Origin of the sequence: Nonomuraea sp. NPDC005730, from assembly GCF_040630865.1 — a bacterium.
Classification (GTDB): domain Bacteria; phylum Actinomycetota; class Actinomycetes; order Streptosporangiales; family Streptosporangiaceae; genus Nonomuraea.
This window is the reverse complement of the sequence record NZ_JBEXYK010000002.1, coordinates 180,201-207,055: the sequence shown is the minus strand read 5'-3', so window position 1 is coordinate 207,055 and position 26,855 is coordinate 180,201. Positions and strand designations below refer to the sequence as shown.

Sequence of the window (26,855 nt, the reverse complement as noted above, 5' to 3'; positions counted from 1 at the left end):
GTAGATTTAACACCGTTAAGGAGCCTCGCGATGATCCACGCGGAGGGTTTGCGGAAGCGGTACGCGGCCACGGAGGCGCTCAGGGGCATCGACCTCGACGTCCCGGCCGGCACGGTGTGCGGGCTGCTCGGCCCCAACGGAGCAGGCAAGACGACGACCGTGCGCATCCTGGCCACCCTGCTCCGCCCGGACGGCGGCCGGGCCGAGGTCGCCGGACTCGACGTGGTGCGCGACGCGGCCCGGCTGCGCTTCCGCATCGGCCTGGCCGGTCAGCACGCCGCCGTGGACGAGCTGCTGACCGGCCGGCGCAACCTGGAACTGTTCGGCCGCCTCTACCACCTGTCCAGGGCGCGGGCCAGGAGCAGGGCCGAGGAGTTGCTGGAGCGGTTCGGGCTGGCCGCGGCCGGACGGCGACTGGTCAGGACGTACTCGGGCGGCATGCGGCGGCGGCTCGACCTGGCCGCGAGCCTGATCGTCGCGCCGCCCGTGCTGTTCATGGACGAGCCGACCGCCGGCCTCGACCCGCGCAGCCGCCGCCAGCTCTGGGACGCGCTGCGCGACCTGGTCCGCGAGGGCACCACGCTGCTGCTGACCACCCAGTACCTCGACGAGGCCGACCACCTCGCGGACCAGGTCGTGGTGCTGCGCGAGGGCCGGGTGGCGGCGGCGGGCTCCCCCGGCGCGCTCAAGAAGCAGGTCGGCGGCGACCGCGTCCAGATCGTCTTCCGCGACCCCGGCGACGCGGCGACGGCCCTCGGAACGCTCGGGCCCACGTCTGAGCTCGTCTCCGAGCCCGGCGGGACGCGGGTGACCCTGCCGGCTCCCGACGGGGCTCAGTCGCTGGTCCGCGTCGCGCGCGCCCTCGACGCGGCCGGGATCGCCGTCGAGGACCTCGCGCTCCGCCGTCCGACCCTCGACGAGGTCTTCCTCCACCTGACCGCATGACACCTGACCGCATGACAGGAGCCACGAGCATGAACCTGCGCTGGACCGTCACCGACTCCCTGACCATCGCGGGCCGCACGTACTCGCGGTGGAAGGCCCAACCGGGGGAGATCGCCGGGTTCCTGGTGTTCCCCATCATCATGACCGTGCTGTTCGGGTACGTCTTCGGCAGCGCGATCACCCTCCCCGGCGGCGGCGACTACCGCAACTTCCTGATGCCGGGCATCTTCATGCAGGTCATGGCCATGACGGCGACCGCGGCCGCCACGGCGGTGGGCGAGGACATGGAACGCGGGATCATCGACAGGTTCCGCGCGCAGCCCATCGCCCGCAGCGCCGTGCTCATCGGGCGCAGCGTGGCCGATCTGTCGATGCACCTGATGTCGCTGGCCGCCATGGTCGCGGCGGCCGTGCTGCTGGCCGGATGGCGTACGCACGGCTCCCCGGGCGAGACGGCGGCGGCGTTCGGGCTGCTGGCGCTGTTCGGCCTGGCGATGATCTGGGTGGGCACCTACATCGGCCTTTACGTGCGCAGCGGCGCCCAGGCCGACGCCGCCACGTTCGGCTGGCTGTTCCCGATGACCTTCCTGGCCAACACGTTCGTGCCCACCGAGGGCCTGCCCGCCTGGCTGCGGCCGGTGGCCGACTGGAACCCGATGAGCGCGACCGTGGCCGCCGCCCGCCGCCTGTTCGGCAACCCCACCTCGGCGGGGTCGGTCTGGCCGCTGCAACATCCGGTCGCGGCGAGCCTGCTGTGGTCGGTGGCGCTCATCGCCGTCTTCGCCCCGCTGGCGACCCACCGTTACCGCACGTCCAGCCGGTGAACCCGCGGCGGACAGCGGAGAGCCGCCCGGCGGAGGGTGTTCCGCCGGGCGGCTCTCACGGGTCGGGTGAAACCCCCGATGCGGGCGCGTGAGGATCCGCGCCCCGTCCCCGGCCCGCGTCCGGCTCTTGACCGGGCGCGGGCGCGGGAAGTTCTACTTGGCCAGCAGCGAGCGCAGGACGTACTGCATGATGCCGCCGTGCCGGTAGTAGTCGGCCTCGCCGGGCGTGTCGATGCGGACGACCGCGTCGAACTCCACGTCACCGGCCTTGACGTGCACGGTGGACGGGATGCCGCCGCCGTTGAGCGCCTCGACGCCGGTGATGTCGAACGTCTCCTCGCCGGTCAGCCCGAGCGAGGCCGCCGTGGCGCCCTCGGGGAACTGCAGCGGGAGCACGCCCATGCCGATCAGGTTGGAGCGGTGGATGCGCTCGTAGGACTCGGCGATCACGGCGCGCACGCCGAGCAGCGCGGTGCCCTTGGCCGCCCAGTCGCGCGAGGAGCCCGAGCCGTACTCCTTGCCCGCCAGCACCACCAGCGGCGTGCCGGCCTCGGCGTAGTTGACCGAGGCGTCGTAGATGAACGACACCGGGCCGTCGGCCTGGGTGAAGTCGCGGGTGTAGCCGCCTTCGGTGCCCGGCGCGATCTGGTTGCGCAGGCGGATGTTGGCGAACGTGCCGCGGATCATCACCTCGTGGTTGCCGCGCCGCGAGCCGTAGGAGTTGAAGTCGCGCACCTCGACGCCGTTGGCCTGGAGGTACTGGGCCGCGGGGGTGCCGACCTTGATCGAGCCGGCCGGCGAGATGTGGTCGGTGGTGACCGAGTCGCCCACCTTGACCAGCACGCGGGCGCCCGAGATGTCGGTCACCGGCTCCGGCTTCTCCGGCATGCCCTCGAAGTAGGGGGCCTTGCGCACGTACGTGGAGGACGGGTCCCACTCGAACGTGTCACCGGTCGGGATCGGCAGCGAACGCCAGTGGTCGTCGCCCTTGAACACGTCGGCGTAGTCGCGCTCGAACATGTCGCGGCCGATCGAGGAGTTGACCACCGCGGCGATCTCCTCCGGCGCGGGCCAGACGTCCCGCAGGAACACCGGCTGCCCGTCGGAGCCGAGGCCGAGCGGCTCGTTGTCGAGGTCGATGTCCATCGTGCCGGCCAGCGCGTACGCCACCACGAGCGGCGGCGAGGCCAGGTAGTTCATCTTGACGTCGGGGTTGATGCGGCCCTCGAAGTTCCGGTTGCCGGACAGGACCGCGGTGACCGCGAGGTCGTTGGCCTGGATGGCGTCGGAGATCTCGGTGGGCAGCGGGCCCGAGTTGCCGATGCAGGTGGTGCAGCCGTAGCCGACCAGGTTGAAGCCGATCTTGTCGAGGTACGGCTGCAGCCCGGAGCGTTCGAAGTAGCCGGTGACGACCTGCGAACCCGGGGCCAGCGAGGTCTTGACCCACGGCTTGCGGGTCAGGCCCTTCTCGACGGCGTTGCGGGCCAGCAGCGCGGCGCCGATCATGACGTACGGGTTGGAGGTGTTGGTGCACGAGGTGATCGCGGCGATCGACACGATGCCGTGGTCGATCTCGAACGACGTGCCGTCGGCCAGCGTGACCGGGACCGGCTTGTGCGGCCGGTCGCCGTCGGCGCGGGCGTTGGAGGCGGGCGCGTCGGAGGCCGGGAAGGACTCCTCGCCCTCCTCGTCGACGCCGTCGGCCACGTAGTTCTGGACGTCGCGACGCCAGGCGTCCTTGGCCGCCGACAGCTCGATGCGGTCCTGCGGACGCTTGGGGCCGGCGATCGACGGGACGACCGTGCCGAGGTCGAGCTCGATGTACTCGGAGAAGACCGGCTCGGGGCCCTGCGGGTCGAGCCAGAGGCCCTGGGCCTTGGCGTACGCCTCGACCAGCGCGACCTGCTCCTCGGAGCGGCCGGTCAGGCGCAGGTAGTCGACGGTCTGGCCGTCGATGGGGAAGATGGCGCAGGTGGAGCCGAACTCGGGGCTCATGTTGCCGATCGTGGCCCGGTCGGCCAGCGGCACGGAGGAGACGCCCTCGCCGTAGAACTCGACGAACTTGCCGACCACGCCGTGCTTGCGCAGGATCTCGGTGATCGTCAGGACCAGGTCGGTGGCGGTGGCGCCGGCGGGCAGCTTGCCGCTGAGCTTGAAGCCGACCACGCGCGGGATCAGCATGGAGATCGGCTGGCCGAGCATGGCGGCCTCGGCCTCGATGCCGCCGACGCCCCAGCCGAGCACGCCGATGCCGTTCTCCATCGTGGTGTGGGAGTCGGTGCCGACGCAGGTGTCGGGGTAGGCCTTGCCGTCGCGGATCATGACCACGCGGGCCAGGTGCTCGATGTTGACCTGGTGGACGATGCCGGTGCCGGGCGGCACGACCTTGAACTCGTCGAAGGCCGTCTGGCCCCAGCGCAGGAACTGGTAGCGCTCGCGGTTGCGCTCGTACTCGCGCTCGACGTTGCGCTGGAAGGCGTCGGGGTGGCCGAAGTAGTCGACGATGACCGAGTGGTCGATGACCATCTCGGCGGGCGCGAGCGGGTTGATCCTGGCGGCGTCGCCGCCCAGGTCGCGCACGGCCTCGCGCATGGTGGCCAGGTCGACCACGCAGGGGACGCCGGTGAAGTCCTGCATGATGACGCGGGCCGGGGTGAACTGGATCTCCACGCTGGGCGTCGCGGCCGGGTCCCAGCCGCCGAGCGCCCGGATGTGGTCGGCGGTGATGTTGGCGCCGTCCTCGGTGCGGAGGAGGTTCTCCAGCAGGATCTTCAGGCTGTACGGGAGGCGTGCGGCGCCCTCGACGGCGTCAAGCCGGAAAATCTCGTACGACGCGTCGCCGACGCGTAGCGTGTCACGGCTGCCGAAGCTGTTCGCGGACACGGTGATTCGCCTCCTCCATCAGACAATTGCTCACTTGAATCCTGCCGCACCCACGGAACGACACGTACGTTAGGTGAACCTAACCTGCGGGGCACGCGGCGGATGTCTCGACGTCAAGATATTACTACGGTATCTCGACATCAAGTTAAAGCGGGGCGAGCCGCCAGAAGAGCAGGCCGATGATGGCGACGGAGAGGATCGGCGCGAGGATCTTCTGCTCGAACTTCTTGCCGGTCTTGATGCCGATCTTCCACGGCAGCACGAACTTGGCGCCGAGCGGCCAGAGCACCGGGCATCCCCGCTCCGTCATGCAGTCTCCGACGACGTGGATCAGGCAGCCGACCCCCACGGCCAGCCCGAGCCAGGCGTAGCCGACGTTCATGGAGAGGAACACGGCGTAGAGCCCGGCCGTCATGCCGATGTTGATCATGATGGACCCGGCCTTGTTTCCCGGGATGCCGATGCCGATCGCCCGCAGGGCCAGCCCGATCATCAGCACGACCGTGATGTCACGCGCGATCGGATAGGTGTTGACCAGCCAGTGGACGCCGAACCCGAACGCCGCCGCGAAGGCCAGCGAGTGGGTCATGCCGCGGTGGCCGCCGCTGATCCAGGACACGAACTTGCTGAGCAGCCAGGTGACCGGCCCGAAGGTCTGGGCGATGGTCGCGCTGGGATGGTCGAGGTCGGGCAGCATGGCCGCCCCCGCGCAGACCAGGGCGCCGGCGATCAGCTCGGCCGGGCCGAGCGCGCCGGCCATGATGCCGGTCTCGATGAACCGGGAGCTCTCGTTCAGCAGCGGCAGTGCGGCGAGCGGCGGCGCCAGCGCCAGCCACGCGATCGCCCCGGTCATCGCGTGCGTGTGCCCCATCATGATCGGGACTGTATTGCAAAGAACCGCTTTACGCGGAGATCCCGGCCGCCAGGTTGTGCTGACGCTGGAACGGTCCGCCGGAAAAGACCCGCAAACGCAGACGAGGTCGTCTCCGCGGCGACAGCACCCCCCAGCCCTGCCGACGCGGAACGACCTCGTCTGCTCTGTTCAACGGCGGACATCCCAAGACTGTTCCCCAATTCCGCAACTTTTTCGTGATCTGGCTCACTCTCAACCTCGCCTTGCCAACGAAACAGTAGCGATATATCGTTGACGCATCGAGAACACATCGCGATATAGGGAGAAAGAGCATGACTTACGCACACGCAGCGGGCGACCAGTGGTTCGGCCCGCGGGAGAACCTGCGCGCGGCCCGCGAGAAGCTGAGGGCTCTGGCCGACGCCTTCGAGCAGATGGGCGGCCATCACCACCATCACCGGGGCGGCGGCGGGCCGGGCGAGCGCAGGCAACGCGGCCGGCGCGGCGGGCCGGGCGGACCGTTCCCGTTCGACTTCGGCCGCGGCGGCCCCTTCGGTCCGGGCGGGCCCTGGGGCGGGCACCACGGCTGGGGCGGCGGACGGGGCCGTAAGGCCAAGCGGGGCGACGTCCGCGCCGCGATCCTGGCCCTGCTGGCCGAGGAGCCGCGCAACGGCTACCAGATGATCCAGGAGATCGCCGAGCGCAGCGAGGGCGGCTGGAAGCCCAGCCCCGGCGCCGTCTACCCGGCGTTGCAGCAGCTCACCGACGAGGGCCTGGTGATCGCGGAGGAGAACGAGGGCCGCAAGACCTTCCGCCTCACCGACGAGGGCCGCGCCTACATCGACGCGCACGCCGACGAGATCCGCGCCCCCTGGGACGAGATGCGTCCGGACATCGACGACAACACCGCCGATCTCTGGCACATCGCCCGACAGTCGGCATTCGCCATGATGCAGGTTCTTCAGACCGGAAACGACGCACAAATCCGCGAAGCGCGTAAGACTCTGGTTGAGACCCGGCGCAAGCTCTATCAGATCCTGGCCGACGGCGAACCGGGCGAGGAGTAACCAGGTGACCGGCTCCGCAACGACAGGCCGGTTCGGGGAGAGCGAGGAACCAGACATGGACCACAACGATCTCCGCATCGGCGACGCCGAGCGCGAGCAGACGATGGCGGCCCTGCGCGAGCACTTCGCCCAGGGCCGCCTGACCCACGAAGAGCTCGACGAACGGCTCGACCGGACGCTGGCCGCCAAGACGGTCCGCGACCTGTCCCAGGTGACGGCCGACCTGCCCGGCTCGTCCCCCGCCTACGCCCAGCCGCAGCAGATGCCCCAGTTCGACCGGGACGCCTGGCGCCAGGCGATGAAGGCGCACCGCCACCAGATGCAGGCCATGCGCCACGGGCAGACCGGCCGCCGGCATGACCATTCCCAGCGTCACTGGCGCGGCCACCGCGGCCCCGGCCCGTTCCTCCCCCTCCTGATCGTCTTCGGGGTGCTGGGGCTGGTCTTCGGGTTCGGCATCTTCAAGATCCTGCTGGCGGTCTTCCTGGTGGGCACCGTGTTCAACCTGGTGCACCGCCACTTTCACTACCGCGGGTGACCTTCGCGTCCCTTCGTGACGTTGGGCCTTGACCAGAATCAACTGACATTTCATGATCTGGCGGGCGGATCTCACCGAACGAAGGGGCGTCGTATGACCGAGCCGGGTTCCGTGGTGGCCGTCACGAATCCGTTCGCCGCGGTGGGCGGCGCCGACGCACTCGTGCTGGACGCGCCCGGCTACCTGGCGGCCTTCGAGCGCGACCACGCGGGCTGCGTCGTCCCCCTGTGGAAGCTGGAGCGCGCCCAGAGCTTCTACGAGCCGGACGTGGCGAGCTGGCGGGCCATGATGGACGGCGACTGGACCGGCTCCCTCTCCCTGGCCGAGCAGATGGCGCCGCTGGTGGCCGGCTACTTCCGCCACCGGATGCCGGTGCGCCGGGTGCGCGTGGTGGAGTTCCCCGTCAGCGCGTACCTGCAGTGGGAGATGCACCTGCTGGACATGCGGGCCAGGGCGGGCTCCCCCTGCCGGGTGGTGCCCGCGGCGCGCGTGGCCACCCTCGAACCGGTGCCCGAGCTGGTGATCTTCTCCCCCGTCCTGATGTACGAGGTTCTCTACGACGAGTACGGCGGCGGCCGGGGCGGCCGGCGCATCACCGATCCCGGCGTGATCGGCCCGTGCCTGCGGGCGGTCCAGGAGCTGTTCGCCGAGGGCGAGGACGTACGCGACTTCCACCGGCGGGAGATCGTGCCGCTGCCGCCGCCGTCGGTCACCGACGAGATGCGGGCCGCGCTGCCCCCGTACGCCCACCGGACGGAGGAGTTCCGGGTCTGAGCGGGGCCGAGGTTCCGGTCCGGGGTGGAACGGACCAGGACGCGTCTCGTGACACTTTGGTTTACCCGGACCTCAAGGAAATTTCGCAAATTTCGTGACACGGGGGTTGTGGTCCTACCAGAATGCGGTGCGATCCAGCGTCCATCGCAACTGGAGGAAGCCCCAATGCGCAGACCCCTAGGGGTACTCGCCGGCCTGGTGAGCCTGGCTGCACTCGGTACGCCGATGACCCCGGCGAACGCCGGCACGGCAGCCGCGGCCGGCAGCGAGGCCGCCGGCCGCTGCCGGGTCACCGTGGCCACGCCTCGCCTCAACGACACCGCCCAGATCGTCTCCTCCGCCGCCCGTCAGGGCTGCCGTACGGACGCGCTCCTGCGCGTCCGGCTCAAGCGCGCCGTCCCGGGAACCGACCCCGTCGTCAAGAGCGGCGCCACCCGGTCCGGCAGCGTCGCGCTCACCCTCCCCTGCGCGCCCGGCGTCTACTACGCGGTCGCCACCGACCACCGGGGGCGCGGCGCGACGTCCAGGGCGGTCAGGCTGACCTGCGCCCCGGGCCCGGCCCCGACGCCCACGGCGACCCCCAAGCCCAGCTCGACGGCCACCCCGGCCCCCGGGCCGTCCGCGACCGCCCCCGCCGGCACGGTGGGCACCGCCGAGGAGAACGAGGTCCTGCGCCTGGTCAACGCCGAGCGCGCCAAGGGCGGCTGCCGGCCGCTCAAGCACGACGCCCAACTGCGCGCCGCCGCGTACGACCACTCCGCCGACATGGCCGCCAAGGGCTACTTCGACCACACCTCGAAGGACGGCCGCAGCTTCATGGACCGCATCAGGGCGGCCGGCTTCACCGGCGGGACCGCCTTCGCCGAGAACATCGCCAAGGGCCAGGCCACCCCGGCCGCCGTGATGAACTCCTGGATGAACAGCTCGGGTCACCGGGCCAACATCATGAACTGCCGGTACACGGTGATCGGCGTGGGCGCGGCCAGGAACGGCCAGGGCCCCATCCACTGGACGCAGGACTTCGCGGCCAGGTAGTCCCCGGTGGGTGCCCCGCACGCGCCGCGCGGGGCACCGCAGGGTCAGACGCGGGTCAGCAGGACGTTTCCGTCACCGGCCTTCCTGACCACGATGACCGCGTACAGCCCGGTCACCTTCGGGTCGCTGATGGTGAGGCGTTCCATCTTGTTCGGGCCGCCGCTCGCGGACTTGCGGGCGGCGGAGCGCGGCAGGCCCCACGCGGCGGAGTCGGGCGCCATCACGAAGAGGTCGAGGTCCTGCCCGTTGCGCGGCACGACCGTGAGCGTGGCGGGCACGCCCTTCTCGATCCACGTCGTCCGCACCTCGACCAGCCGGCCGGCCGCGATCGGGAACTCCTGCGGCGTCCCGGCCTCCAGGTTGCCGGCGGCCGCCTCGGTGACCTCCATCGCGAACTCCTCGTAGTCGGTGTCGGAGGTGACCGAGTTGACGAACCAGTTGCGGGTGGCGGAGCTGGGCTGAACCGCGACGAAGTCGGTGCTGGTGGAGGTCCAGTCGGCGCTCCTGACGGCGTCGCCGCCGGCGTTGGGCGTCGTGGCGAGGTCCACGTCCGCGCCGCCGGGGCCGGTGACGGCGGCGACCACGTGCCACTTGTCCGGGGTGGTCACGAAGGCCGTCCGGAGCGGGACGTTGGCGGGCCGGCGCACCGGGGTCCGGTCGGTCAGGTTCTCCACGAAGTCGACGCTGATGGCGTTCTGGAACATCGCCCCTTCGGTCAGGTCGTGATGCTGGGCGCCGAACGCGGTCAGGAAGTGGTCGAGGTCCTGGGCGGCCAGCTTCCTGAAATGGGCCACGACGCCCTCGGGGCCGATGCCGCCGATGTCCCAGTACTTCTCGTCCCGCGTCCCGGAGTCGGCGAGGTCGAGGAGCACGCCGGCGACGCGGCCCTCCGTCTTGGCCGCCTCCACGCCGGTCGGCCAGCGCTCGCTGAACCAGCGCGGGCTCTCCAGGTCGATCGCGGACGTGGGCCACCGGTAGTGCGTCTCGTCGTAGGTCTGGACGGCGATCCAGTCGGCCCAGCCTTCCTTCCACGCGCAGACCGGGCTGCCCGTCGCCCTCGTGATGAAGTGGTCTCCGCACCCGCCGGCGACCGACGGCATGGCGCCGTAGGTGTAGTCCATGATGAAGTGCCCCAGCTCGTGGGGGACGGTCATCTTCTGCAGGTGCTCCGAGGCGTCCAGGTTCATCTGGAACCGGCCCAGGCATTCCTTGCCGTTGCCGCCCGAGCAGTAGTACGACGTGTTCAGGACCTTGTCCGGCCGCCAGATCAGCGTCACGGACTGGCAGTTCGCCTCGCCCGGCTTCCAGCAGTCGTCGGCCGGCTCGTTCAGCCAGCCGGTGTAGGCCTTCCAGGTGTCGTACGCGGCCGAATGCAGCCGGAACGCGCCCTCCATCGGGTCGCCGCCCGCGCTCTGGTAGTCGATGACCGTGGTCGAGGTGCCGACGGGAACGTCCGGCGTCATCGTGCTCACGCCGGTGTAGATGTCGTCGATCTTCTCGGAGGAGCCGACCGACCAGTAGGGGCTGACGGGGCTGACCTCGATGGTGACGTCCTGGCCGGTGCCGTCCTCCTCGGTGCCCGGGAAGCACACCTTGTAGCCGCCGGTGGCGTCGGTCTCGGCCCAGCCGAGCTTGAGCCGGCCGGCGGCGTCGGTGTCGAACGCGTCCACCTCGGCCATCGGCACGCCGCCGACGGATCCGTCCGTCCGGACGTACGTGACGCGTCCCTGCACGCACGTGTCACCGGCCGGCGTCGCCGCCGCCGGCCGTTCCAGCCGGTGCCCGCGGCTCTGGAGGGGCATGCCGAACCGCGAGGAGCGCTCGCCGACGGTGACGTAGACGAGCCCGCCGGAGGCCGGGCCGGGCCGCCCGTCGCGGGCCTCGACCCGGATGGAGGCGGGGCCGGGCCGTACGGCGGTGACCACCGCTTCGTACCGGATCGGCTTGCCGGCGCGGGCCCGCCGCGTCTCCGTGGCGCGGTCCACCGGACTGCGGCCGATCATCGCGGCGGCTCGGGCGAGCCCGGCGGGCGGGGTCGCCCACTTCAGGGTGTCCGGCAGCTCGATGATCGTGGTGGCGTCGGGTAAGTCCTGTTTCGGGGTCACCTCGATCGTCAGCTTCGCGCTCTGCCCCACGGCGGGGGCGCGGTCGAGCGAGACGTCGACGGTGAAGCAGTCCCCCGGGACGCAGGAGGGCTGTCCCGGTGCGGCGGCGTGGGCCGGGGCCGTGGTGAGCCCCACGGCCGCCAGCACCCCCGCCAGGGTGGTCGCCATCAGTCGGCGTGACATCGGCATGTCTCCTGATCAGCCCGCGCAGGCCACGGGCGAGTCGAAGTGGCCAGGTGAGGTGGGATAGGGCGAACCGCTGTCGCCCGAGACCGGGACGGCCACCTCCCGCGAACCCGACGGGTCGCCCGCGCCGCGACCGGCGCCCGCGCCCCAGGCCACCTTGGCCAGGAAGTCGAGCATCGCCGGGGAGTGCTGGCGGACGATGTTGTGCCCGCCGTTGGCCGGGCCGCAGTGGGTGTAGAGGTTGAAGTTGCCGTTCCAGTCGATCATCTTGTCGCCGGCGTTGGGCCCGTTGGCCGTGCGGTCGCCCTGCAGGACGTCGCGGTCCGCGCCGCCGTACTGCCAGTCCACGCCCTGGTGGTGCTGGTCGTCGGCGGTGGCGGCGTTGTCCTTGTCGGTCATGCGGAACCACGCGCACGGGTCCACCACCGTGGTGAGCTCGCCTTCCGGCATCTTGCCGGGGGCGCACGAGCCGGGGTAGGAGCCGCGCGGGTTGTAGTCGAGCAGGTCCGCGCCGGCCCCGCCGAAGACGTGGTCGACGAAGCGGTCGCCGGTGCCGCGGGCGGCCGGGTCGAACGTGCCGCCCGACAGGCAGTCCGCGGTGGCCGCGTCCAGGGCCGGGTCGCAGCCCTTGCCGCCCCACAGCAGGTCGTCGCCGTCGCCGCCGAACACCTCGTCGCCGCCGCTGTCGCCGTTGACCAGGTCGTCACCGGCACCGCCGTGCATGCTGTCGCGTCCGGGGCCGCCGCGCATGCGGTCGGCGCCGCCCTTGGCGAAACCGTCGTGCGGCAGGGCGGCGGCCGTCCAGGTGTCGCCGTCGGTGTCGTGCAGCAGGTCGGTGCGGCGGTCGTAGGTGCCGGGCTGGAAGCCCTTGTAGGTCTCCTTCGGCGGGGCGTTGAGGCTGACGGTGAAGCCGAGCCGCTGGGCGTCGGAGGCGTCGCCGAACAGGTCGCGGCCGGTCCGCAACATGATCCGGTCCGCGGCCCTGGGCAGCTCGTTCACCACGGTGGCGCTGCCGTCGGCGTTGACGTGCTTGTACGGGCACGCCTTCTGCTGCCCGTCCGTCCGCTGCGCGCACCCCTGGCCCGTCACCGGGTCGCTCAGGTCGAGCACGACCGTGGCCGAGGCGTGGTAGCCGCGCATGACGCCCGCCACCGCGGCGGTCGCGTTGGCGCGGTCGAGCCCGGCGGCGGCCTTGAAGGTGTCGCCGAAGGCGATCTGCCCGATCATGGGGTCGTTCGCGGAGATCCGGTACGGCGCGCCCGCGGCGGGCACGCCCCCACGCCATCCCTCCTCGACGAGGGTGACGGTGTCGGCGGTGTTGTCGGCCACGATGCCGCTCGACGGTCCCGCGGTGACCGTGCGCCCGGCGAACTGCCCCGGCGTCCACTTCTGCCCGGCGTGCCGCAGCGTCCTGGCCGCGTAGGTGACGCCCGCGCCCGTCCCGCTGACGGTCTGGCCCGCGGGGTTGAGCGGCTCGGGGGCCGGGTTGACGGTCCGGTCCACGACGAGGGTGAAGGCGATCTTCTTGGCGGCGTCGTCGTACCCGGCGTCGGCGACGTTGATGATCGCGCCTCCGGGCAGGCCGCGGGCCTTGCCCAGCGCGGCGAACAGGTCCTGGATCGAGGTGAAGGTGGGCCGGCCGGTGTTGCGGTCCACGCCGGCGGCGGCGAAGGCGTGGATCGCCTCCGACACCTGCACGGCGTCGGCCAGCGAGCCGCGCATGAACGGCAGGTCGAGGTCGCCCTGCCCGTCCCAGCGGGCGCGCTGGGCGGCGGTGACGGCGTTGGCCAGGTGGGTCAGGCCGTCGAGCAGGTCCTTGGGCGTGAGCGTCTGGAAGCGGCCGAGCCGGTCCAGGTCGGCCTGGGTCACGCTGACGGCGGGCCCGCCGGTGGCGAGGTCGGGCCAGCTCGCGTCGATGGTCGCGGCGGCCCCCTCGACCTGGGCGCCGGCGAACGGCTGGCGGTGACCTGCAGCCTGGCGGCCGCCGAGCCCTTGCGGGTGAAGGCGAACAGGCTCTCCGAGCCCAGTTCGGAGGTGTCCAGCCTGCCGTTGCCGTCCGGGTCGGCGGCGGTGGCGGCGAACTCCGCGTCGACGGAGAGCGTCGAGGCCGCCGACAGGTCGACGCCGAGGATGCCGAAGGCGGCGGTGGGCCTGGCCCCGGCGGCGAGCCTGCCTTCGGCCCGCACGGTCATGGTGGCGTCCTTGGCCAGCCAGGCGGACTTCGTGGCCGGGTCGTAGGCGAAGGGCAGCTTGGCGGTGAGCTTCAGCGTGACGTCCACGCCGCCCGAGGTGGTCAGTGAGACCTTGGGCTGGGTGCTGCTGACGGAGATCGGGCGGCCGGCCGCCGTCCTGGTGACCTCCAGGGTGAGGTCGAGCCGTCTGGTCCCGCCCTGCGTGCTCGCCTTGGCCAGGAGCTTTCCGGCGCGGGGGCCGGCCAGCTCGTACTCGTCCTGGAGGTCGTCCAGGGTGGTGAGGTCCTTGAGCTTGTCGTGGACGGCCACCTGGAACAGGTCGGCCAGGCCCAGGGCGTCCTCACCGCCGGGCACCAGGCCGACGAACGGCAGCTGCTCGCCCATCGGGCCGAGCGTGGCCAGGCCGCCGCCCGCGGTCGTGAACCGTTCCACCGCGGACAGCAGCGCCGCGGTCTCGGCGTCCGGTGTCGCGGACGCGACGGCCGGTGGCGGCACGGCCGCGACCAGACCCGCTAACAACGCCAATGCGCAGACAACGCGCGACAATCGCCGGCTTGCCACCAGACCCCCCCAGTGCGAAGACACAACGAACCGGGTACGTATCTAGCGATCAAGGCTTGTGCGTGACTTGGATCCGGCTACGAGCGCAGCTCAGCGACCGCCCGTTCCTGGCGCCGGCGCCCCTCCGCGCGGCCGGGCCGGCGAGGCGCGCAGGCGGGCCATCTCCCCGGCGATCGTGGCGACGGTCCAGTGGGCGTTGAGCCCGCTCGGGTTCGGCAGCACCCACACGCGGGCCTCGCCGACCCGCTCGGGCTGGGGGCCGATGACCGCCTTGGGCCGCGCGAAGGCCGTCCGGTACGCCGAGATGCCGAGCACGGCCAGCACCTCCGGCCCCAGCTCGGCCACCTTCTCCGCCAGCTGCCGGCCGCCCGCCAGCAGCTCCTCCTTGGTCAGCTCCGCCGCCTTGGCGCTGGCCCGGGGGACGATGTTCGTGATGCCCAGCCCGTACGAGGGGAGCAGGTGCTGCTCGGCGGGGGCCAGCAGGCGCGGCGTGAAGCCGGACAGGTGGAGCGCGGGCCAGAACCTGTTGCCCGGCCGGGCGAAGTGGTGGCCGGTGGCCTCCGACATCAGGCCGGGGTTGATGCCGCAGAAGAGCACGTTCAGGCCGGGACCGAGCACGTCGACAAGCACGTGCCGGAGGTTAGCCCACTCCGCGGCGTGGTCAGCCCATGTCTTCCAGCTTGCGGCCCTTGGTCTCCTTGACCCATTTGGTGACGAAGAGGAAGGACAGCGCGGCGAACAGGGCGTACATGGCGTAGGTGAGCGGCAGGTTCCACTCCGACAGCGCCGGGAACGAGACCGTGATCAGCCAGTTGGCGATCCACTGCGCGGCGGCGGCGACGCCGAGCGCGGCGGCGCGGATGCGGTTGGGGAACATCTCGCCGAGCAGCACCCAGACCACCACGCCCCACGACAGGGCGAAGAACAGCACGAACACGTTGGCCGCGACGAGCGCGATCGGCCCCTGCGGGCTCGGCAGCGAGACCACGCCGCCGACCTCCCGCGACGCGCTGAACGCCCACGCCGCGGTGCCCAGCGCGATCGCCATGCCGGCCGAGCCGACGAGCAGCAGCGGCTTGCGGCCGATCCGGTCGACCAGCGCGATCGCGATGAACGTGCCGATGATGTTGATGATCGAGCTGGAGAAGCTGATCAGCAGCGAGTTGCTCTGGTTGATGCCCACCGACTGCCACAACACCGACGAGTAGTAGAAGATCACGTTGATGCCGACCAGCTGCTGGAACGCCGACAGGACGATGCCGACCCAGACGATCGGCAGCAGGCCGAGCGCGCTCCCGCGCAGGTCCTTCAGCCCCGGCACGCGCTCGGTCCGCAGCACGTGCTGGATCTCGGCGATCCGGGCGTCGAGGTCCACGTCGTCGCCCTCGACCTCGGCCAGCACCTCGCGGGCCTTCCGCGACCGTCCCGACATGATCAGGTAGCGCGGCGACTCGGGGATGGTCGAGGCGAACAGCAGGTAGAGCAGGGCCGGGACGGCACAGGCGCCCAGCATCCACTGCCACGCCTGCAGCCCCCACAGGCGGTTGTTGACGTCGCCGCCGGCGAGCTCGGCGATCAGGTAGTTGACGAGCTGCGAGACCGCGATGCCGAGCACGATGGCGAGCTGCTGGAACGAGCCCAGCCGCCCCCGGTAGGCGGGTGGCGCGACCTCGGCGATGTAGGCCGGCCCGAGCACCGAGGCCATGCCGATCGCGAAGCCCGCGATGACCCGCCACAACCCCAGGTCCCAGATGGCGAACGGCAACATCTGCCCGATCGAGCTGACCGTGAACAGGCCCGCGGCCACCTGCATCGACCGGGTGCGCCCCCACCGGTCGGCCAGCCCGCCGCCGATCCAGGCCCCGAGCGCGGACCCGAGCAGCGCGATGGCCACGACGAAGCCGATCTGGACCGCTCCCACGTCGAAGTGCCGCTGGATGCCGGTGACCGCGCCGTTGATGACCGAGCTGTCGTATCCGAACAGGAACCCGCCGATGGCCGCCGCCGCGGTGATGAAGACGACGTGGCCCAGATGCTCGTGATGGGTGTACCGAGTTGCCATGCAGGTCCCTTCCCCGTGATCGGGGACCTACCCGGAGATCACCTGTGTAGCGCGGCGCTTACCCAACCTTGCCACAAACCGGACGTCAGGCCCGGGTCAGCCAGAAGACCGCGATCACGACGACCGCCACCACCACCGCCACGGCGTACCGCAGCAGCGCGCGCCCGAGAGCGCGCCGGACGTAGCCGGGACGGTGGCGGTCGGCGGTCATCACGTTCTCCTTCTCGGGAAAGGCTCCCTCACGGGGACGGGGCTGGGGTCACAGGCGCGGGTCCACCGGCTCGGACTCCAGGGCGAGCACCGCGAAGACCGGCTCGTGCACCCGCCAGCCCGCCTCGCCGTCCGCCAGGCGCGACAGCGCCTCCAGGCCGAGGGCGTACTCGCGCAGCGCGAGCGAGCGCTTCTTGCCCAGGAAGCGGCGGCGCAGCACGTCGAGGGACTCGGTGTAGTCGGGCCCGTAGATGATCCGCAGGTACTCCCGGCCGCGCACCTTCACGCCTGGCTGCACCCGGCCGGGCACGTACGTGGCCGGCTTGACCACCATGCCCTCTCCCCCGGCGGCGGTCAGCGCCTCCCACCACGCGGTGGCCGCGGCCCTGGACTCCGGCGAGTCAAGCGTGACCGACACGTTCCTGGTCGGCGCGATCAGCGGCGAGTCGAGCAGCGCCAGCGTGGACAGGTGCCAGGCGTGCGGCTCCAGCGCCGTGGCCCGCCCCTCGCAGGCCAGGATCTGGAACGGCGCCAGCCTGATCCCGTCGAGCCCGTCCACCGGCCAGCAGTAGCGCGCATAGGCGTCGCGGAACAGGGCAGCGTTGTCGGAGCGGCGTCGGGTGCGGGCCAACAACCCACCCACATCCAGCCCGCGTCCGGCCGCCGCTTCCAGAGCCGTGACGGCCTCCGGCAGCGCGGCCCGCGCGGCGGCGCCGACGGAGGCGTACTGCGACCTGATCAGCTCGCCCGCCTTGGCCGACCAGGGCAGCAGCTCGCAGTCGAGCACGACCCAGTCGGAGCGCAGCTCCTCCCACAGCGGCTCGCAGGCCGCGCGCACCGCCTCGACCAGCGGCGTCATGTCCCGGAAGAACGGCCGCCCGGTACGCGTGAAGACCGCGCCCGCGCTGCCGTCGGCCACGCCGAACCGGGCCGCGGCGACCTCGGGCGTCCTGGCCAGCACGGCGACGGCCCGCGAGCCCATGTGCTTCTCCTCGCACACGACCTCGCTCACCCCCGCCGCGGCGAACTCCTCGAACGCCTCGTGCGGGTGCTCCAGGTAGCCGTCGAGCCTGGACGTCTCCGGCGGCGCCATCGTCGGCGGCAGGTAGACCAGCCAGCTCGGGTCGACCGCGAACCGGCTCATGACCTCCAGCGCGGCGGCCGCGTTCTGCTCCAGCACCTTGACCCGGCCGCCGAAGCGGGTCTCGACGTGCCGGGTGCCGATCACGTCGCCGACGTCGAGCATGCCGGGCTCGCGGGCGGGGTCGCCGAGCGGCTTGGCCGGCTCGTACCAGACCTGCTCGGCCGGCACCTGGACGATCTCGCGCTCGGGGTAGCGCAGCGCGGTCAGGTGGCCGCCGAAGACGCAGCCGGTGTCCAGGCAGATCGTGTTGTTGATCCACTCGGGGGTGACCGTGGGCGTGTGGCCGTAGACGACCATGGCCCGCCCGCGGTACTCGTCGGCCCACGGGTAGCGGACCGGCAGGCCGTACTCGTCGGTCTCGCCGGTGGTGTCGCCGTACAGGGCGAAGGCGCGGACGCGCTTGGAGGCGCGGCCGTGGTAGGACTCCTTCAGCCCGGCGTGCGCGACGACGAGCCGGCCGCCGTCCAGGCGGTAGTGGCTGAGCAGGCCGTCCATGAACGTCCGAGCCCGCTCGGCGAACTCGGGCGGCCCGGCGGCGAGCTGGTCCAGCGACTCGCGCAGGCCGTGGGCGACGGTGACCTTGCGGCCGTTCAGTGCGCGCACGAGCTTCTGCTCGTGGTTGCCGGCCACGCAGATCGCGGTGCCCGCCTCGACCATGTCCATGACCAGGCGCAGCACGCCCGGCGTGTCGGGCCCGCGGTCGACCAGGTCGCCGACGAACACGGCGGTGCGGCCCTCGGGGTGGGCCAGGCCCTGCCAGCCGAGCTTGGCCAGCAGCGTCTCCAGCTCCGAGCGGCAGCCGTGCACGTCGCCGATGATGTCGAACGGGCCGGTCAGCTCGGTCCGGTCCGACCACGCCTTCTCGTAGGTGATCTGGGCGTTGTCGATCTCCTCCTGGCCGCGCAGCACGTGCACCCGCCGGAAGCCGTCGGCGGAGATCTTGGACAGCGAGCGGCGCAGCTCCTTGCGCTGGCGGATCACCACGCCGGGGCCGAAGTCGCGGTCGGGACGCGCGGCGTTGCGCTCGATCGCCACCTCCTCGGGCGTGTCCAGCACGATGGCGTCGGCCAGCACGTCGTGCTTCCTGGCCAGCTCGATGAGGCTCTTGCGGGCGGGGTACTGGACGTTGGTGGCGTCCACGACGGTGAACAGGCCCCTGGCCAGGCGGACGCCGACGATGTGGTGCAGCAGGTCGAACGCCGCCGGCGTGGCGGCCTGGTCGTTCTCGTCGTCGGACACCAGGCCGCGGCAGAAGTCGGAGGAGATGACCTGCGTGGGCTTGAAGTGGCGGCGCGCGAAGGTGGACTTGCCGCTGCCGGAGACGCCGACGAGCACCACGAGGGACAGCTCAGGAACGCTGATCACGGGTGAAGACTCCCATCTGGGTGGGCGGGCCGACCTCGGGGTCGTCCTCGCCGACGGGTTCGACGGCGACGTGGTAGCCGTACTGGGCGGCCACCCGGCCGGCCCAGGCGGCGAACTCGGCCCGCGTCCACTCGAAGCGGTGGTCGGGGTGGCGCAGGCCGGTCAGGAACTCGTAGCGCACGTTGTGCTCGATGTTGGGGGTGGTGACGAGCACGTGGCGCGGGCGGGCGCGGCCGAACACGACGCGTTCGAGCGCGGCCAGGCGCGGCGGGTCGACGTGCTCGACGACCTCCATGAGCACGGCGGCGTCGTAGCCCGCCAGGCGCTTGTCGGTGTAGGTGAGCGCGCCCTGGAACAGCGTGAGCCGGGCCCGCTTGCTGTCGGGCATGCGGTCCAGGCGCAGCCTGCGGGCGGCGATGGTGAGCGCCAGGGAGGAGACGTCCATGCCGGCGACGCGCGCGAACCTGGGCCTGGCCAGCAGCGCGGCGACCAGCTCGCCCTGCCCGCAGCCCAGGTCGATCACGCTGACCGCGCCGAGCTCTTCGAGCCTGCGCAGCACGGCCTCGCGCCGCAGCGTGTTGAGCGGCCGCGCCTTCCGCGCCGCGCCCGCCTCCTGGGCCCCGCCTTCCGGGACGTCCCCCTGGGCGGCGGCTTCCGCAGCGCCCTCGGCCTCGGCTTCGGCGACGGCCTCGGCTTCGGCGACGGCGGCCTCGTCGGCCGCGGTCTCCCCGGCGGGGGCCTCCTCGGCGAGCGCCGGCTCCAGCTCCTCCTCGGTCTCGTCGCCCAGCTCGGCCAGCCTGGTCAGCGCCGTGCGGGCCAGCGCCCAGCGCCGCCCGAAGTAACGCCGGGCGATCAGGCCGCGCTCCGGATGCCCGCCGAGCCAGCCCGCCCCCGCCCTGACCAGCTTGTCGATCTCGTCGGAGGCCATCCAGTAGTGCTTGCCGTCGTCGAGCACGGGGAGCAGCACGTAGAGGTGGTTGAGCGCGTCGGCCAGCAGCACGGTGCCGCGCAGGGTGAGCCGCACGTACCGGGACTCGCCCCACTCGGGGAAACCCTCGTCGAGCGGCAGCGACCGCGCCTCCACCGCCCACCCCAGCGGCTCGAACAGCCGCCGGGCCAGTTCAGGGCCGCCCCGGCAGGGCAGCGCGGGCAGCCGGATCTCCAGCGGCAGCGGGGTGCCCGGCAGCTCGGGGCGGGCCTTGCAGCGGCCGGCCCGCGCGGTGCGGAAGACGTCGGCGAGCGCGACGGCCAGCAACGACGAGGCCGCGTACGGGCGGTCGTTGACGTACTGCGACAGGCTGAAGTCGGGCGAGTTCCGGCCGCGCGAGCGGACCAGCGCGATCGGGTCGACCTCCAGCAGGAGGGCCGCCGTGCAGCGCTCCTCGCCCGCCTCCGGGTAGAACACCGTGGCCGTGCCGAACGACTGGCCGAACTCCTGCACGCGCTCGGGATGCTTGTGCAGGAGGAAGCCCAGGTCGGTGGCCGGCGCGGCGGTGGTCGTGATCGTCAGCAGCACGTCCCAAGTGTGCCGCAGCCGGACGAAGCACCGCCAACGGAATTACACGTGCGGCAACACCTCGGCGGCGATGAGCTCCAGGTGCTCCAGGTCGGCCAGGTCGAGGACCTGGAGGTAGACCCGCTCGGCCCCGAGCTTGGCGAAGGCGCCCAGCTTGGCCAGCACCTCGTCGGGGGTGCCGCACAGGCCGCCCTCGCGCAGCAAGCCGGGGTCCTGGCCGATGGCGGCGGCGCGCCGCTCGATCTCGGCCTGGTCGGCGCCCACGACGACGGTCTGCGCCGCCGACAGGATCAGGCCGCGGCCCGCCTCGTCGGCCGCCTCCCGCACCCGCGTGAACGCCTGCCCGGTGTCGGCCAGGGTGCGGAACGGCACGTTGTACTCGTCGGCGTAGGTGGCCGCCAGCCGGGGCGTGCGCTTGGCGCCGAAGCCGCCGATGATCACCGGTGGCCGGGGCCGCTGGACCGGCTTGGGCAGCGCCGGCGAGTCGACCAGCCGGTAGTAGCGGCCCTCGAAGGAGTAGGAGTCCTTCGCCGTCCACAGGCCCGTGACGATCTCCAGCTGCTCCTCGAAGCGGCCGAACCGCTCGCCGAGCGGCGGGAACGGGATGCCGTACGCGGAGTGCTCCCCGTCGAACCAGCCGGTGCCGAAACCCAGCTCGACCCGGCCGCCGCTCATCTGGTCGACCTGGGCCACGCTGATCGCCAGCGGGCCGGGCAGCCGGAACGTGGCCGGCGTCACCAGCGTGCCGAGCCTGATCGTGGAGGTCTCCCTGGCCAGGGCGCCGAGCGTCACCCAGGCGTCGGTGGAGCCGGCGCCGGGGTCGCCGGGGCCGATGCGCTGGTAGTGGTCGGACCGGAAGAAGGCGTCGAACCCCAGGCCTTCCGCGGCCTGGGCGACGGCGAGCAGGTCGTCATAGGTGGCGCCCTGCTGGGGCTCGGTGAAGATCCGCAGCTTCATGAGGCTCATTATCCGCCCACATCGGACGGCGACCGGAAAAGCCCCGCGCCGTCCGGCGAACGCTTGCTACCTTCACCAGCAACCGCTGAAAGTAGCCGATCGATCACGATGGGTGGCATATGTCGCGGAAAGCAAGAGAGTCCGGCACGCTCCCCCGCCCGCTGGCGGTGCTCGCCGCGCTCGTGCTCGCCGGAGCCACGGGCCTGGCGATCCGGATGTTGCCCGCGGGTGCCGAGCCCGCGCCGCCGTCCAGCCCCGCCCCCGCCCGCTTCGCGCCGCCGGAGCGGCCGGTGGCGGTCCAGCAGCCGCCGGGTTCGTTCGTGGGGTTCGTCGACACCGCCCGCGACCCGGGGTTCGACCTGGCGGCCGAGTCGCGCGGCACCGGCGTCGCCCGGTACGCGCTCGGCCATCTCGTCGCGGACGGCGACGGCTGCCTCGTCCGGTGGGCCGGGCCGTCGCGGCCGGAAGGCGACCCGGTGGCCGCCGGGCTCGGACGGCTGAGGGCGGCGGGCGGCGACGCCTTCCCGGTGTTCGGCGGGCCCGGCGGGGACGACCCGGCCGTCACGTGCGCCAGGCCGGGCGGCCTGGCCACCGCCTACCGCAAGGCGGTCGGCGCGTTCGGGGCCGCCGCGGCGGGGTTCGAGATCCGCGACGCCGGCACGGCCGCCGCGCTGCGCAGGGCGCGGGCGCTGCGCGCCCTGCAAGGGGAACGCCCGCTGCGGGTCTTCTTCACCCTGCGCCTGACACCGGACGGGCTGGACGCGGCCGACCTGGCCGTGCTGCGCGCGACCCGGCGGGAGGGCGTCCGGGTGGACGCCGTCGAGCTGCTGGCCGAGATGGAGCCGCGTACCGGGCCTCAGGGGCGGCTGCGCAGGCTGGGATCGGCCGTGCGGGCGGCGGCCGGGCAGCTCGCGCGGGCCTACGGCCTGCCCGGCGAGGAGCAGCTGTGGGAGCGGCTCGCCCTGACCCCGGTGCTCGCCAGGGCCGGCGATCTGGACGAGCCGGAGGCCCGCAAGTTGTCGGAGTACGCCGTGCGGCACGGGCTGGCCTGGTTGTCGCTGCGCGGCGCACCCCCCAAACCGGAAATATCCCGCATTCTCTGGAAGACCCACTCCTGACATAGGATTTTCTCCGAATCCAGGGGGTGGGGGAGACGATGGCGAGCCGTGCCGAGAGCGCGCGCAAGATCCTCATCTACTGGATGGACGCCATGATCACCCTCCTGGGCCTGGTGTTCGTGACCCTCGTCCTCATCTACACCACGCGCGGCCTGATGGGCGTCCCGCAGGCGCTGCTCGCGATCGCCTTCCTGGCGGGCCAGTTCACGCTGTTCCCCTCCCTGCTGCGGGCCGCCTTCGACGACCGGCCGCGGCCCACGGCGAAGCTGCTGCTGTCCGGGGTGTGCGCGACCGGCTCGGTGCTGCTGCTGCCGCACGACGAGATGGCGAGCACGGCCACCTGGCTGGAGACCGGCGTCCTGTGGGTGTCGGTGGTCGCGTTCTACCTGCCGCTGTGGGCCACGGCCTGCCTGGGCGCCGCCGTGACCGTCCTGGTCAGCGCGTACGTCGTGCTGATCACCGGCCGGTCCTGGGCCGGCACGCTGATCCCCGAGGCGGCCAGTTGCGCGCTCATGGTCGCGGCCATGCTGCTGTGGCGCTGGCTCTGGTGGACGATCAGGGACGCCAACGACGGCCAGGAGGCCAAGGCCCGCCTGGCCATCGCCGAGGAACGCCTGCGCTTCGCCCGCGACCTGCACGACCTGCTCGGCCGCAGCCTGTCGGTGATCACGCTGAAGAGCGAGCTGGCGGCCAAGTTGTCGACCAAGGACCAGGCCAGGGCCCTCGCCGAGATGGACGAGGTGCGCAGGCTGGCCCACGGCTCGCTGGCCGAGGTGCAACTGGCCGTCGACGGCTACCACACGCTCGACCTGGACACCGAGCTGGCCGGCGTACGGGCGGCGCTGGAGGCGACCGGCGCCCGCTGCCTGATCGAGACCAGGGCCGGCGACCTGTCCCCCGCCGGGCGCGCGCTGCTGGCGTGGGTCGTGCGCGAGGGCGGCACGAACGTGCTCAAGCACAGCTCGGCCACCACCTGCGCGATCACGATCGAGGGCGGCGTGCTGGAGATGCGCAACGACGGCGTCAAGAACCTCTCCGCGGCCCCGGGCAGCGGCCTGCGCGGCCTGTCGGAGCGCCTGACCACGGCGGGCGGCTCGCTCTCGGCCGCCCCGACGCCCACCGGCGAGTTCCTGCTGCGCGCGGCGGTGCCCGCGTGAGGCGGCCGACCCGGCTGGACAAGGTCCGCTGGCTGATCGTCTACTCCACCGACATCATCCTGCTGGTGTCCGCGACCGGCTTCTACAACCTGTACCTCCTCGGGCAGAGCGTCGATCTGCCCTGGCAGGTGTTCGTGGCCGCCGGCGTGCTGCTGCTGGTCTTCATGGCGCTGGCCACGCGGCCGTTCCGGATCGCCGTGCGCGGCGGCCCCCGCCCGACGGCGCTGCTGGCCGTCGCCGGGGTGCTCGCGCTGGTCCTCGCGGCCGGCACGATCCTGTACACCGTGCCGGTGTGGCTGGCGATGCTCGCCCCCTTCGTCCGCCGGCGGACGATCGTCACGTTGTCGGTCGGCTGGATCGCCGTCCTCGTCCTCGTGCTCGCGCTGACCATGGGCCTGCCCGTGGAGATGTTGTCGGCGGTCGCGATCCTGACCGTGTTCAGCGGGCTCGGCGTGGGCGGCGTGCTGGCGAACCTGTGGTTGTGGCGGGTGGCCAAGGAGGCGCACGAGGGGCAGGAGGCCAGGTCCAGGCTGGCGGTCTCGGAGGAACGGCTGCGCTTCGCCCGCGACCTCAACGACCTGCTCGGGCAGAGCCTCGCCGACGTCTCGGCCAGGACCGCCCGCGCCGCCGACTCGCTGCCCGGCGACCCGGCCGCCGCCGAGCGGGCCATGTTCGAGGTGCGCGACCTGGCCAGGCGGTCGCTGCGCGAGGTACGGGCCGTGGTCCAGAACTACCGGGCGCTCGACCTGGACGAGGTGCTGTCCAGCGTCCGGGCGGTGCTGGAGGCGGCCGAGGTCCGCTGCACGGTACGGGCCGACACCACGGCGCTGGCCCCGGAGGCGCGCACCCTGCTCGCCACCGTCGTCCGCGAGGGCGCCACCAACGTGCTCAAGCACAGCAAGGCCGAACGCTGCACGATCACGATCGAGAACGGGGTCCTGGAGATGTCCAACGACGGGGTGAGCGGCCCGGTGGGCGAGCACGCGGCCAACGGGCTGGCGGGCCTGGCCGAACGGGTCGGCGCGGCGGGCGGCGTGCTGCGGGCCGAGCCGACGCCCGACGGCGGCTACCTGCTGCGCGCGGCGGTGCCGGCATGACCACCCGCGTGCTGCTCGCCGACGACGAGCACCTGATCCGCGGCGCGATCGCCGCCCTGCTCGACCTGGAGGACGGCATCGAGGTCGTGGCCCAGGTGGGCCGGGGCGACGAGGTCGTGGACGCGGTCGCCGAACACCGCCCCGACGTGGCCGTGCTGGACATCGAGATGCCCGGCATGGACGGCCTGAGCGCCGCCGAGCGGATCAGCGCGCAATGCAAGATCGTCATCCTGACCAGCCTGGGCCGCCCCGGCTACCTGCGCCGGGCGATGGCCGCCGGCGTGAGCGGCTTCCTGGGCAAGGACGCCTCCGCCGAGGAGCTGGCGATGGCGATCCGCAAGGTCATGGCCGGCGGCCGCTACCTGGACGCCGAGCTGGCCGCCGCCGCGATGGCCGCCGGCGACAGCCCGCTGACCGAACGGGAGCGCGACGCGCTGCGCCTGGCGGGCGACGGGGCGACGATCTCCAGGATCGCCGGCGAGCTCCACCTCACCGAGGGCACGGTGCGCAACTACCTGTCCAGCGCCATGACCAAGCTCAACGCCCAGAACCGGCTGGAGGCGATCCGCACCGCCCAGCGCATGGGCTGGCTCTGACCTCGGCGCCGGTGACCTCGGCGCCAGTGACCTCAGCGCCGGTGACCTCAGCGCCAGTGGGTGACCCGGCGCAGCACGTACTCCACCGGGCCGTGGCGGTGGGTGCGCAGCCAGCGTGCGCTCGCCCACACGAGCACGGTGTAGATCACCAGGGCGACGCCCATCACCGCGATCGGCGACAGCCTGCCCGCGAGGGCGAGGCCGTACCCGGTGAAGACCAGGGCGATGAGCAGCGACTGGCCGACGTAGTTGGAGGCGGCCAGTCGTCCCGGCGCGGCCAGGACGCGGCCCGCCGCCGGGAAGCGGCCGATCAGCCGGAGCAGGGTGGCGACGTAGGCGGCGGCCAGCAGGATCGAGGTGAGCGTGTTGACCGCGCCGCCGAGCAGCTCGACCGCGCCGGTCCGGCCGGACGTCCAGGCGTACAGCAGGCCGCCGGGCAGGCCGACGCCGAAGCCGGCCCACTGGACGCGGGACAGCAGGCGGGGCCGGCGCCCGATGTCCTCCAGCAGCCTGGACTTGCCGGCCGCGAGCCCGAACAGGAACATGGCCAGCGCGGTCGGCCCCTGGAAGAGCCAGATCATGGCCACGAGCGGCGGATAGAGCTCGGTCTGCATCGTCAGGAAGTCCAGCGGACCGCCGGTGGCCAGGCCCAGCACGCGGGCGGCCGCCGCCGGGTCGGCCGCGGCGGGCTGCCCGGCGGCCGGGTCGAGGGTGGACAGCCAGGCGAGGGCCAGCCAGAGCAGGGTCAGCGCGCCGATGATCGAGGATCCGGCGATGACGGCCGTCCGGGGTCTGAGCCCGCGCAGGGCCAGCAGGACCACGCCGAGCGCGGCGTACAGGGTGAGGATGTCGCCGATCCACAGCAGCAGGCCGTGGGCCAGCCCGATGACGAACAGGGCCAGGCAGCGGCGCAACGTCCTGGCCCGTACGCTCGCCCCCGCCCGCTCGGCCGCCCGCATCTGCAGCGTGAAGGAGTACCCGAACAGGAACGAGAAGATGATGTAGAACTTCGTCAGCACGAAGGCCGTGATCGCCAGGGCCACGGGCCCGTCGGGGATGGGCATGGCGCCCGACAGCGCGTACCCCGGGTCGGCCAGGAAGCCGATGTTCGCGACCAGGATGCCCGCCAGCGCGAACCCGCGGACGGCGTCGATCTCCTGAACGCGCCCGGCGAGGGTGGTTTGCGTCATGCCCCGACGCTAGGGACGCCTCCCCGCGCGGCGCGTCCGTCCTTGGTCTGGGCGGGCGTGACCAAAGGCTCAGCGGGGCGGATCGGCCGCGGCGGCGGCCACGGCGGCGTCGGCCGTGGGGTAGACCGGCAGGTGCGCGTCGACCCCGGTGATCTCCAGCAGCCGGGCGGGGGCGCCCTGCGGGGCCGCGAGGTAGACCCGCGCGTCGTGCGTGCGTGCCTCCTGGTGGCAGGCGAGCAGGGCGTGCAGCCCCGAGCTGTCCATGAACGTCATCGCGCTCAGGTCGAACACCACGTGATCGGCCGGACGCGCCCTGGCCTGCCGGACGTGCTCCCGTAATCGGGCGTGGTTGGTCGCGTCGACCTCACCGCACACCTCGATCACGGTCACGCCGGGCAGATGCCGATGGCTCATCGTCAGCGGCGTCATCGGCGGCCTGTCCGATCCTGGACGGCCCGCGCCTCCGGAGGCGACCATGGA

Annotated in this window: 23 protein-coding genes; 10 read left to right on the top strand and 13 right to left on the bottom strand. The window is 72.3% G+C overall.

Features of this window, described 5'->3' with window-relative positions:
• Window positions 1-30: 30 nt before the first annotated feature.
• Together ABZ444_RS03600 and ABZ444_RS03595 are read left to right on the top strand one after the other, a co-directional pair.
• A complete protein-coding gene (locus ABZ444_RS03600; RefSeq protein WP_357992114.1) occupies window positions 31-945 on the top strand; it encodes an ATP-binding cassette domain-containing protein in 915 nt (304 codons plus the stop codon).
• A 29-nt stretch (window positions 946-974) separates the two neighbouring features.
• Window positions 975-1,769: an ABC transporter permease gene (locus ABZ444_RS03595; protein WP_357992111.1), complete on the top strand. Its 795-nt coding sequence runs from the start codon at window positions 975-977 to the stop codon at window positions 1,767-1,769.
• A gap of 153 nt (window positions 1,770-1,922) precedes the next feature.
• Here the strand turns inward: ABZ444_RS03595 and acnA are convergent, their stop codons facing one another.
• Window positions 1,923-4,652 carry an aconitate hydratase AcnA gene (gene acnA / locus ABZ444_RS03590; protein ID WP_357992108.1) on the bottom strand — a complete coding sequence of 910 codons (2,730 nt, stop codon included), beginning with the start codon at window positions 4,650-4,652 and terminating at the stop codon, window positions 1,923-1,925.
• A gap of 145 nt (window positions 4,653-4,797) precedes the next feature.
• Entirely contained in the window at window positions 4,798-5,526 is a 729-nt protein-coding gene (locus tag ABZ444_RS03585; protein ID WP_357992106.1) for a metal-dependent hydrolase, read from the bottom strand.
• 311 nt (window positions 5,527-5,837) lie between these two features.
• Here ABZ444_RS03585 and ABZ444_RS03580 point away from each other — a divergent pair, with 311 nt between their 5' ends.
• The 4 genes from ABZ444_RS03580 (at window position 5,838) to ABZ444_RS03565 (ending at window position 8,919) form a co-directional block, all read left to right on the top strand.
• Entirely contained in the window at window positions 5,838-6,572 is a 735-nt protein-coding gene (locus ABZ444_RS03580; protein ID WP_357992104.1) for a PadR family transcriptional regulator, read from the top strand.
• 55 nt (window positions 6,573-6,627) lie between these two features.
• Window positions 6,628-7,110: a DUF1707 domain-containing protein gene (locus ABZ444_RS03575; protein ID WP_357992101.1), complete on the top strand. Its 483-nt coding sequence runs from the start codon at window positions 6,628-6,630 to the stop codon at window positions 7,108-7,110.
• A 93-nt stretch (window positions 7,111-7,203) separates the two neighbouring features.
• Entirely contained in the window at window positions 7,204-7,884 is a 681-nt protein-coding gene (locus ABZ444_RS03570; protein WP_357992098.1) for a DUF6879 family protein, read from the top strand.
• Between the two features lie 165 nt (window positions 7,885-8,049).
• The gene (locus tag ABZ444_RS03565) at window positions 8,050-8,919 is read left to right on the top strand and encodes a CAP domain-containing protein (protein WP_357992095.1); all 870 of its coding nucleotides are present in this window, start codon (window positions 8,050-8,052) and stop codon (window positions 8,917-8,919) included.
• Between the two features lie 44 nt (window positions 8,920-8,963).
• On the opposite strand, the gene ABZ444_RS03560 is transcribed toward ABZ444_RS03565, so the two are convergent.
• From ABZ444_RS03560 to ABZ444_RS03520, 9 genes are all read right to left on the bottom strand, one after another.
• On the bottom strand, window positions 8,964-11,207 hold the full coding sequence (locus ABZ444_RS03560) for a hypothetical protein (RefSeq protein WP_357992093.1): 2,244 nt from the start codon (window positions 11,205-11,207) through the stop codon (window positions 8,964-8,966).
• 15 nt (window positions 11,208-11,222) lie between these two features.
• Entirely contained in the window at window positions 11,223-13,079 is a 1,857-nt protein-coding gene (locus ABZ444_RS03555; protein ID WP_357992090.1) for a hypothetical protein, read from the bottom strand.
• Entirely contained in the window at window positions 13,076-13,927 is an 852-nt protein-coding gene (locus ABZ444_RS03550; RefSeq protein ID WP_357992087.1) for a hypothetical protein, read from the bottom strand. Before ABZ444_RS03550 ends, ABZ444_RS03555 begins: the two co-directional genes overlap by 4 nt.
• A 126-nt stretch (window positions 13,928-14,053) precedes the next feature.
• Window positions 14,054-14,593: a G/U mismatch-specific DNA glycosylase gene (gene mug / locus ABZ444_RS03545; protein ID WP_357992084.1), complete on the bottom strand. Its 540-nt coding sequence runs from the start codon at window positions 14,591-14,593 to the stop codon at window positions 14,054-14,056.
• 31 nt (window positions 14,594-14,624) lie between these two features.
• Window positions 14,625-16,025: a sugar porter family MFS transporter gene (locus ABZ444_RS03540; protein WP_357992081.1), complete on the bottom strand. Its 1,401-nt coding sequence runs from the start codon at window positions 16,023-16,025 to the stop codon at window positions 14,625-14,627.
• A gap of 85 nt (window positions 16,026-16,110) precedes the next feature.
• Window positions 16,111-16,236: a hypothetical protein gene (locus tag ABZ444_RS03535; protein WP_352326762.1), complete on the bottom strand. Its 126-nt coding sequence runs from the start codon at window positions 16,234-16,236 to the stop codon at window positions 16,111-16,113.
• Between the two features lie 48 nt (window positions 16,237-16,284).
• The gene (locus tag ABZ444_RS03530; protein WP_357992078.1) at window positions 16,285-18,744 is read right to left on the bottom strand and encodes a polynucleotide kinase-phosphatase; all 2,460 of its coding nucleotides are present in this window, start codon (window positions 18,742-18,744) and stop codon (window positions 16,285-16,287) included.
• On the bottom strand, window positions 18,728-20,260 hold the full coding sequence (locus ABZ444_RS03525) for a 3' terminal RNA ribose 2'-O-methyltransferase Hen1 (RefSeq protein WP_357992075.1): 1,533 nt from the start codon (window positions 20,258-20,260) through the stop codon (window positions 18,728-18,730). The genes ABZ444_RS03530 and ABZ444_RS03525 overlap by 17 nt, the downstream gene beginning before the upstream one ends.
• A 42-nt stretch (window positions 20,261-20,302) precedes the next feature.
• On the bottom strand, window positions 20,303-21,217 hold the full coding sequence (locus ABZ444_RS03520; RefSeq protein WP_357992072.1) for an LLM class F420-dependent oxidoreductase: 915 nt from the start codon (window positions 21,215-21,217) through the stop codon (window positions 20,303-20,305).
• Between the two features lie 119 nt (window positions 21,218-21,336).
• Between ABZ444_RS03520 and ABZ444_RS03515 the strand changes: the two genes are divergently transcribed.
• The 4 genes from ABZ444_RS03515 to ABZ444_RS03500 are packed head-to-tail and all read left to right on the top strand — an operon-like array spanning window position 21,337 to window position 25,185.
• A complete protein-coding gene (locus tag ABZ444_RS03515) occupies window positions 21,337-22,335 on the top strand; it encodes a hypothetical protein (RefSeq protein ID WP_357992069.1) in 999 nt (332 codons plus the stop codon).
• A gap of 38 nt (window positions 22,336-22,373) precedes the next feature.
• Complete coding sequence (locus ABZ444_RS03510) at window positions 22,374-23,492, top strand: histidine kinase (RefSeq protein WP_357992066.1); 1,119 nt, start codon at window positions 22,374-22,376, stop codon at window positions 23,490-23,492.
• Window positions 23,489-24,589, top strand: coding sequence for a histidine kinase (locus ABZ444_RS03505; protein WP_357992064.1), 1,101 nt, complete (start codon window positions 23,489-23,491; stop codon window positions 24,587-24,589). Before ABZ444_RS03510 ends, ABZ444_RS03505 begins: the two co-directional genes overlap by 4 nt.
• Window positions 24,586-25,185 carry a response regulator transcription factor gene (locus ABZ444_RS03500; RefSeq protein ID WP_125646369.1) on the top strand — a complete coding sequence of 200 codons (600 nt, stop codon included), beginning with the start codon at window positions 24,586-24,588 and terminating at the stop codon, window positions 25,183-25,185. Before ABZ444_RS03505 ends, ABZ444_RS03500 begins: the two co-directional genes overlap by 4 nt.
• A 47-nt stretch (window positions 25,186-25,232) precedes the next feature.
• Here the strand turns inward: ABZ444_RS03500 and ABZ444_RS03495 are convergent, their stop codons facing one another.
• Together ABZ444_RS03495 and ABZ444_RS03490 are read right to left on the bottom strand one after the other, a co-directional pair.
• Window positions 25,233-26,375: a DUF418 domain-containing protein gene (locus ABZ444_RS03495; protein WP_357992061.1), complete on the bottom strand. Its 1,143-nt coding sequence runs from the start codon at window positions 26,373-26,375 to the stop codon at window positions 25,233-25,235.
• Window positions 26,376-26,444: 69 nt separating this feature from the next.
• Window positions 26,445-26,852 carry an STAS domain-containing protein gene (locus tag ABZ444_RS03490; protein WP_357992058.1) on the bottom strand — a complete coding sequence of 136 codons (408 nt, stop codon included), beginning with the start codon at window positions 26,850-26,852 and terminating at the stop codon, window positions 26,445-26,447.
• Window positions 26,853-26,855 lie beyond the last annotated feature (3 nt).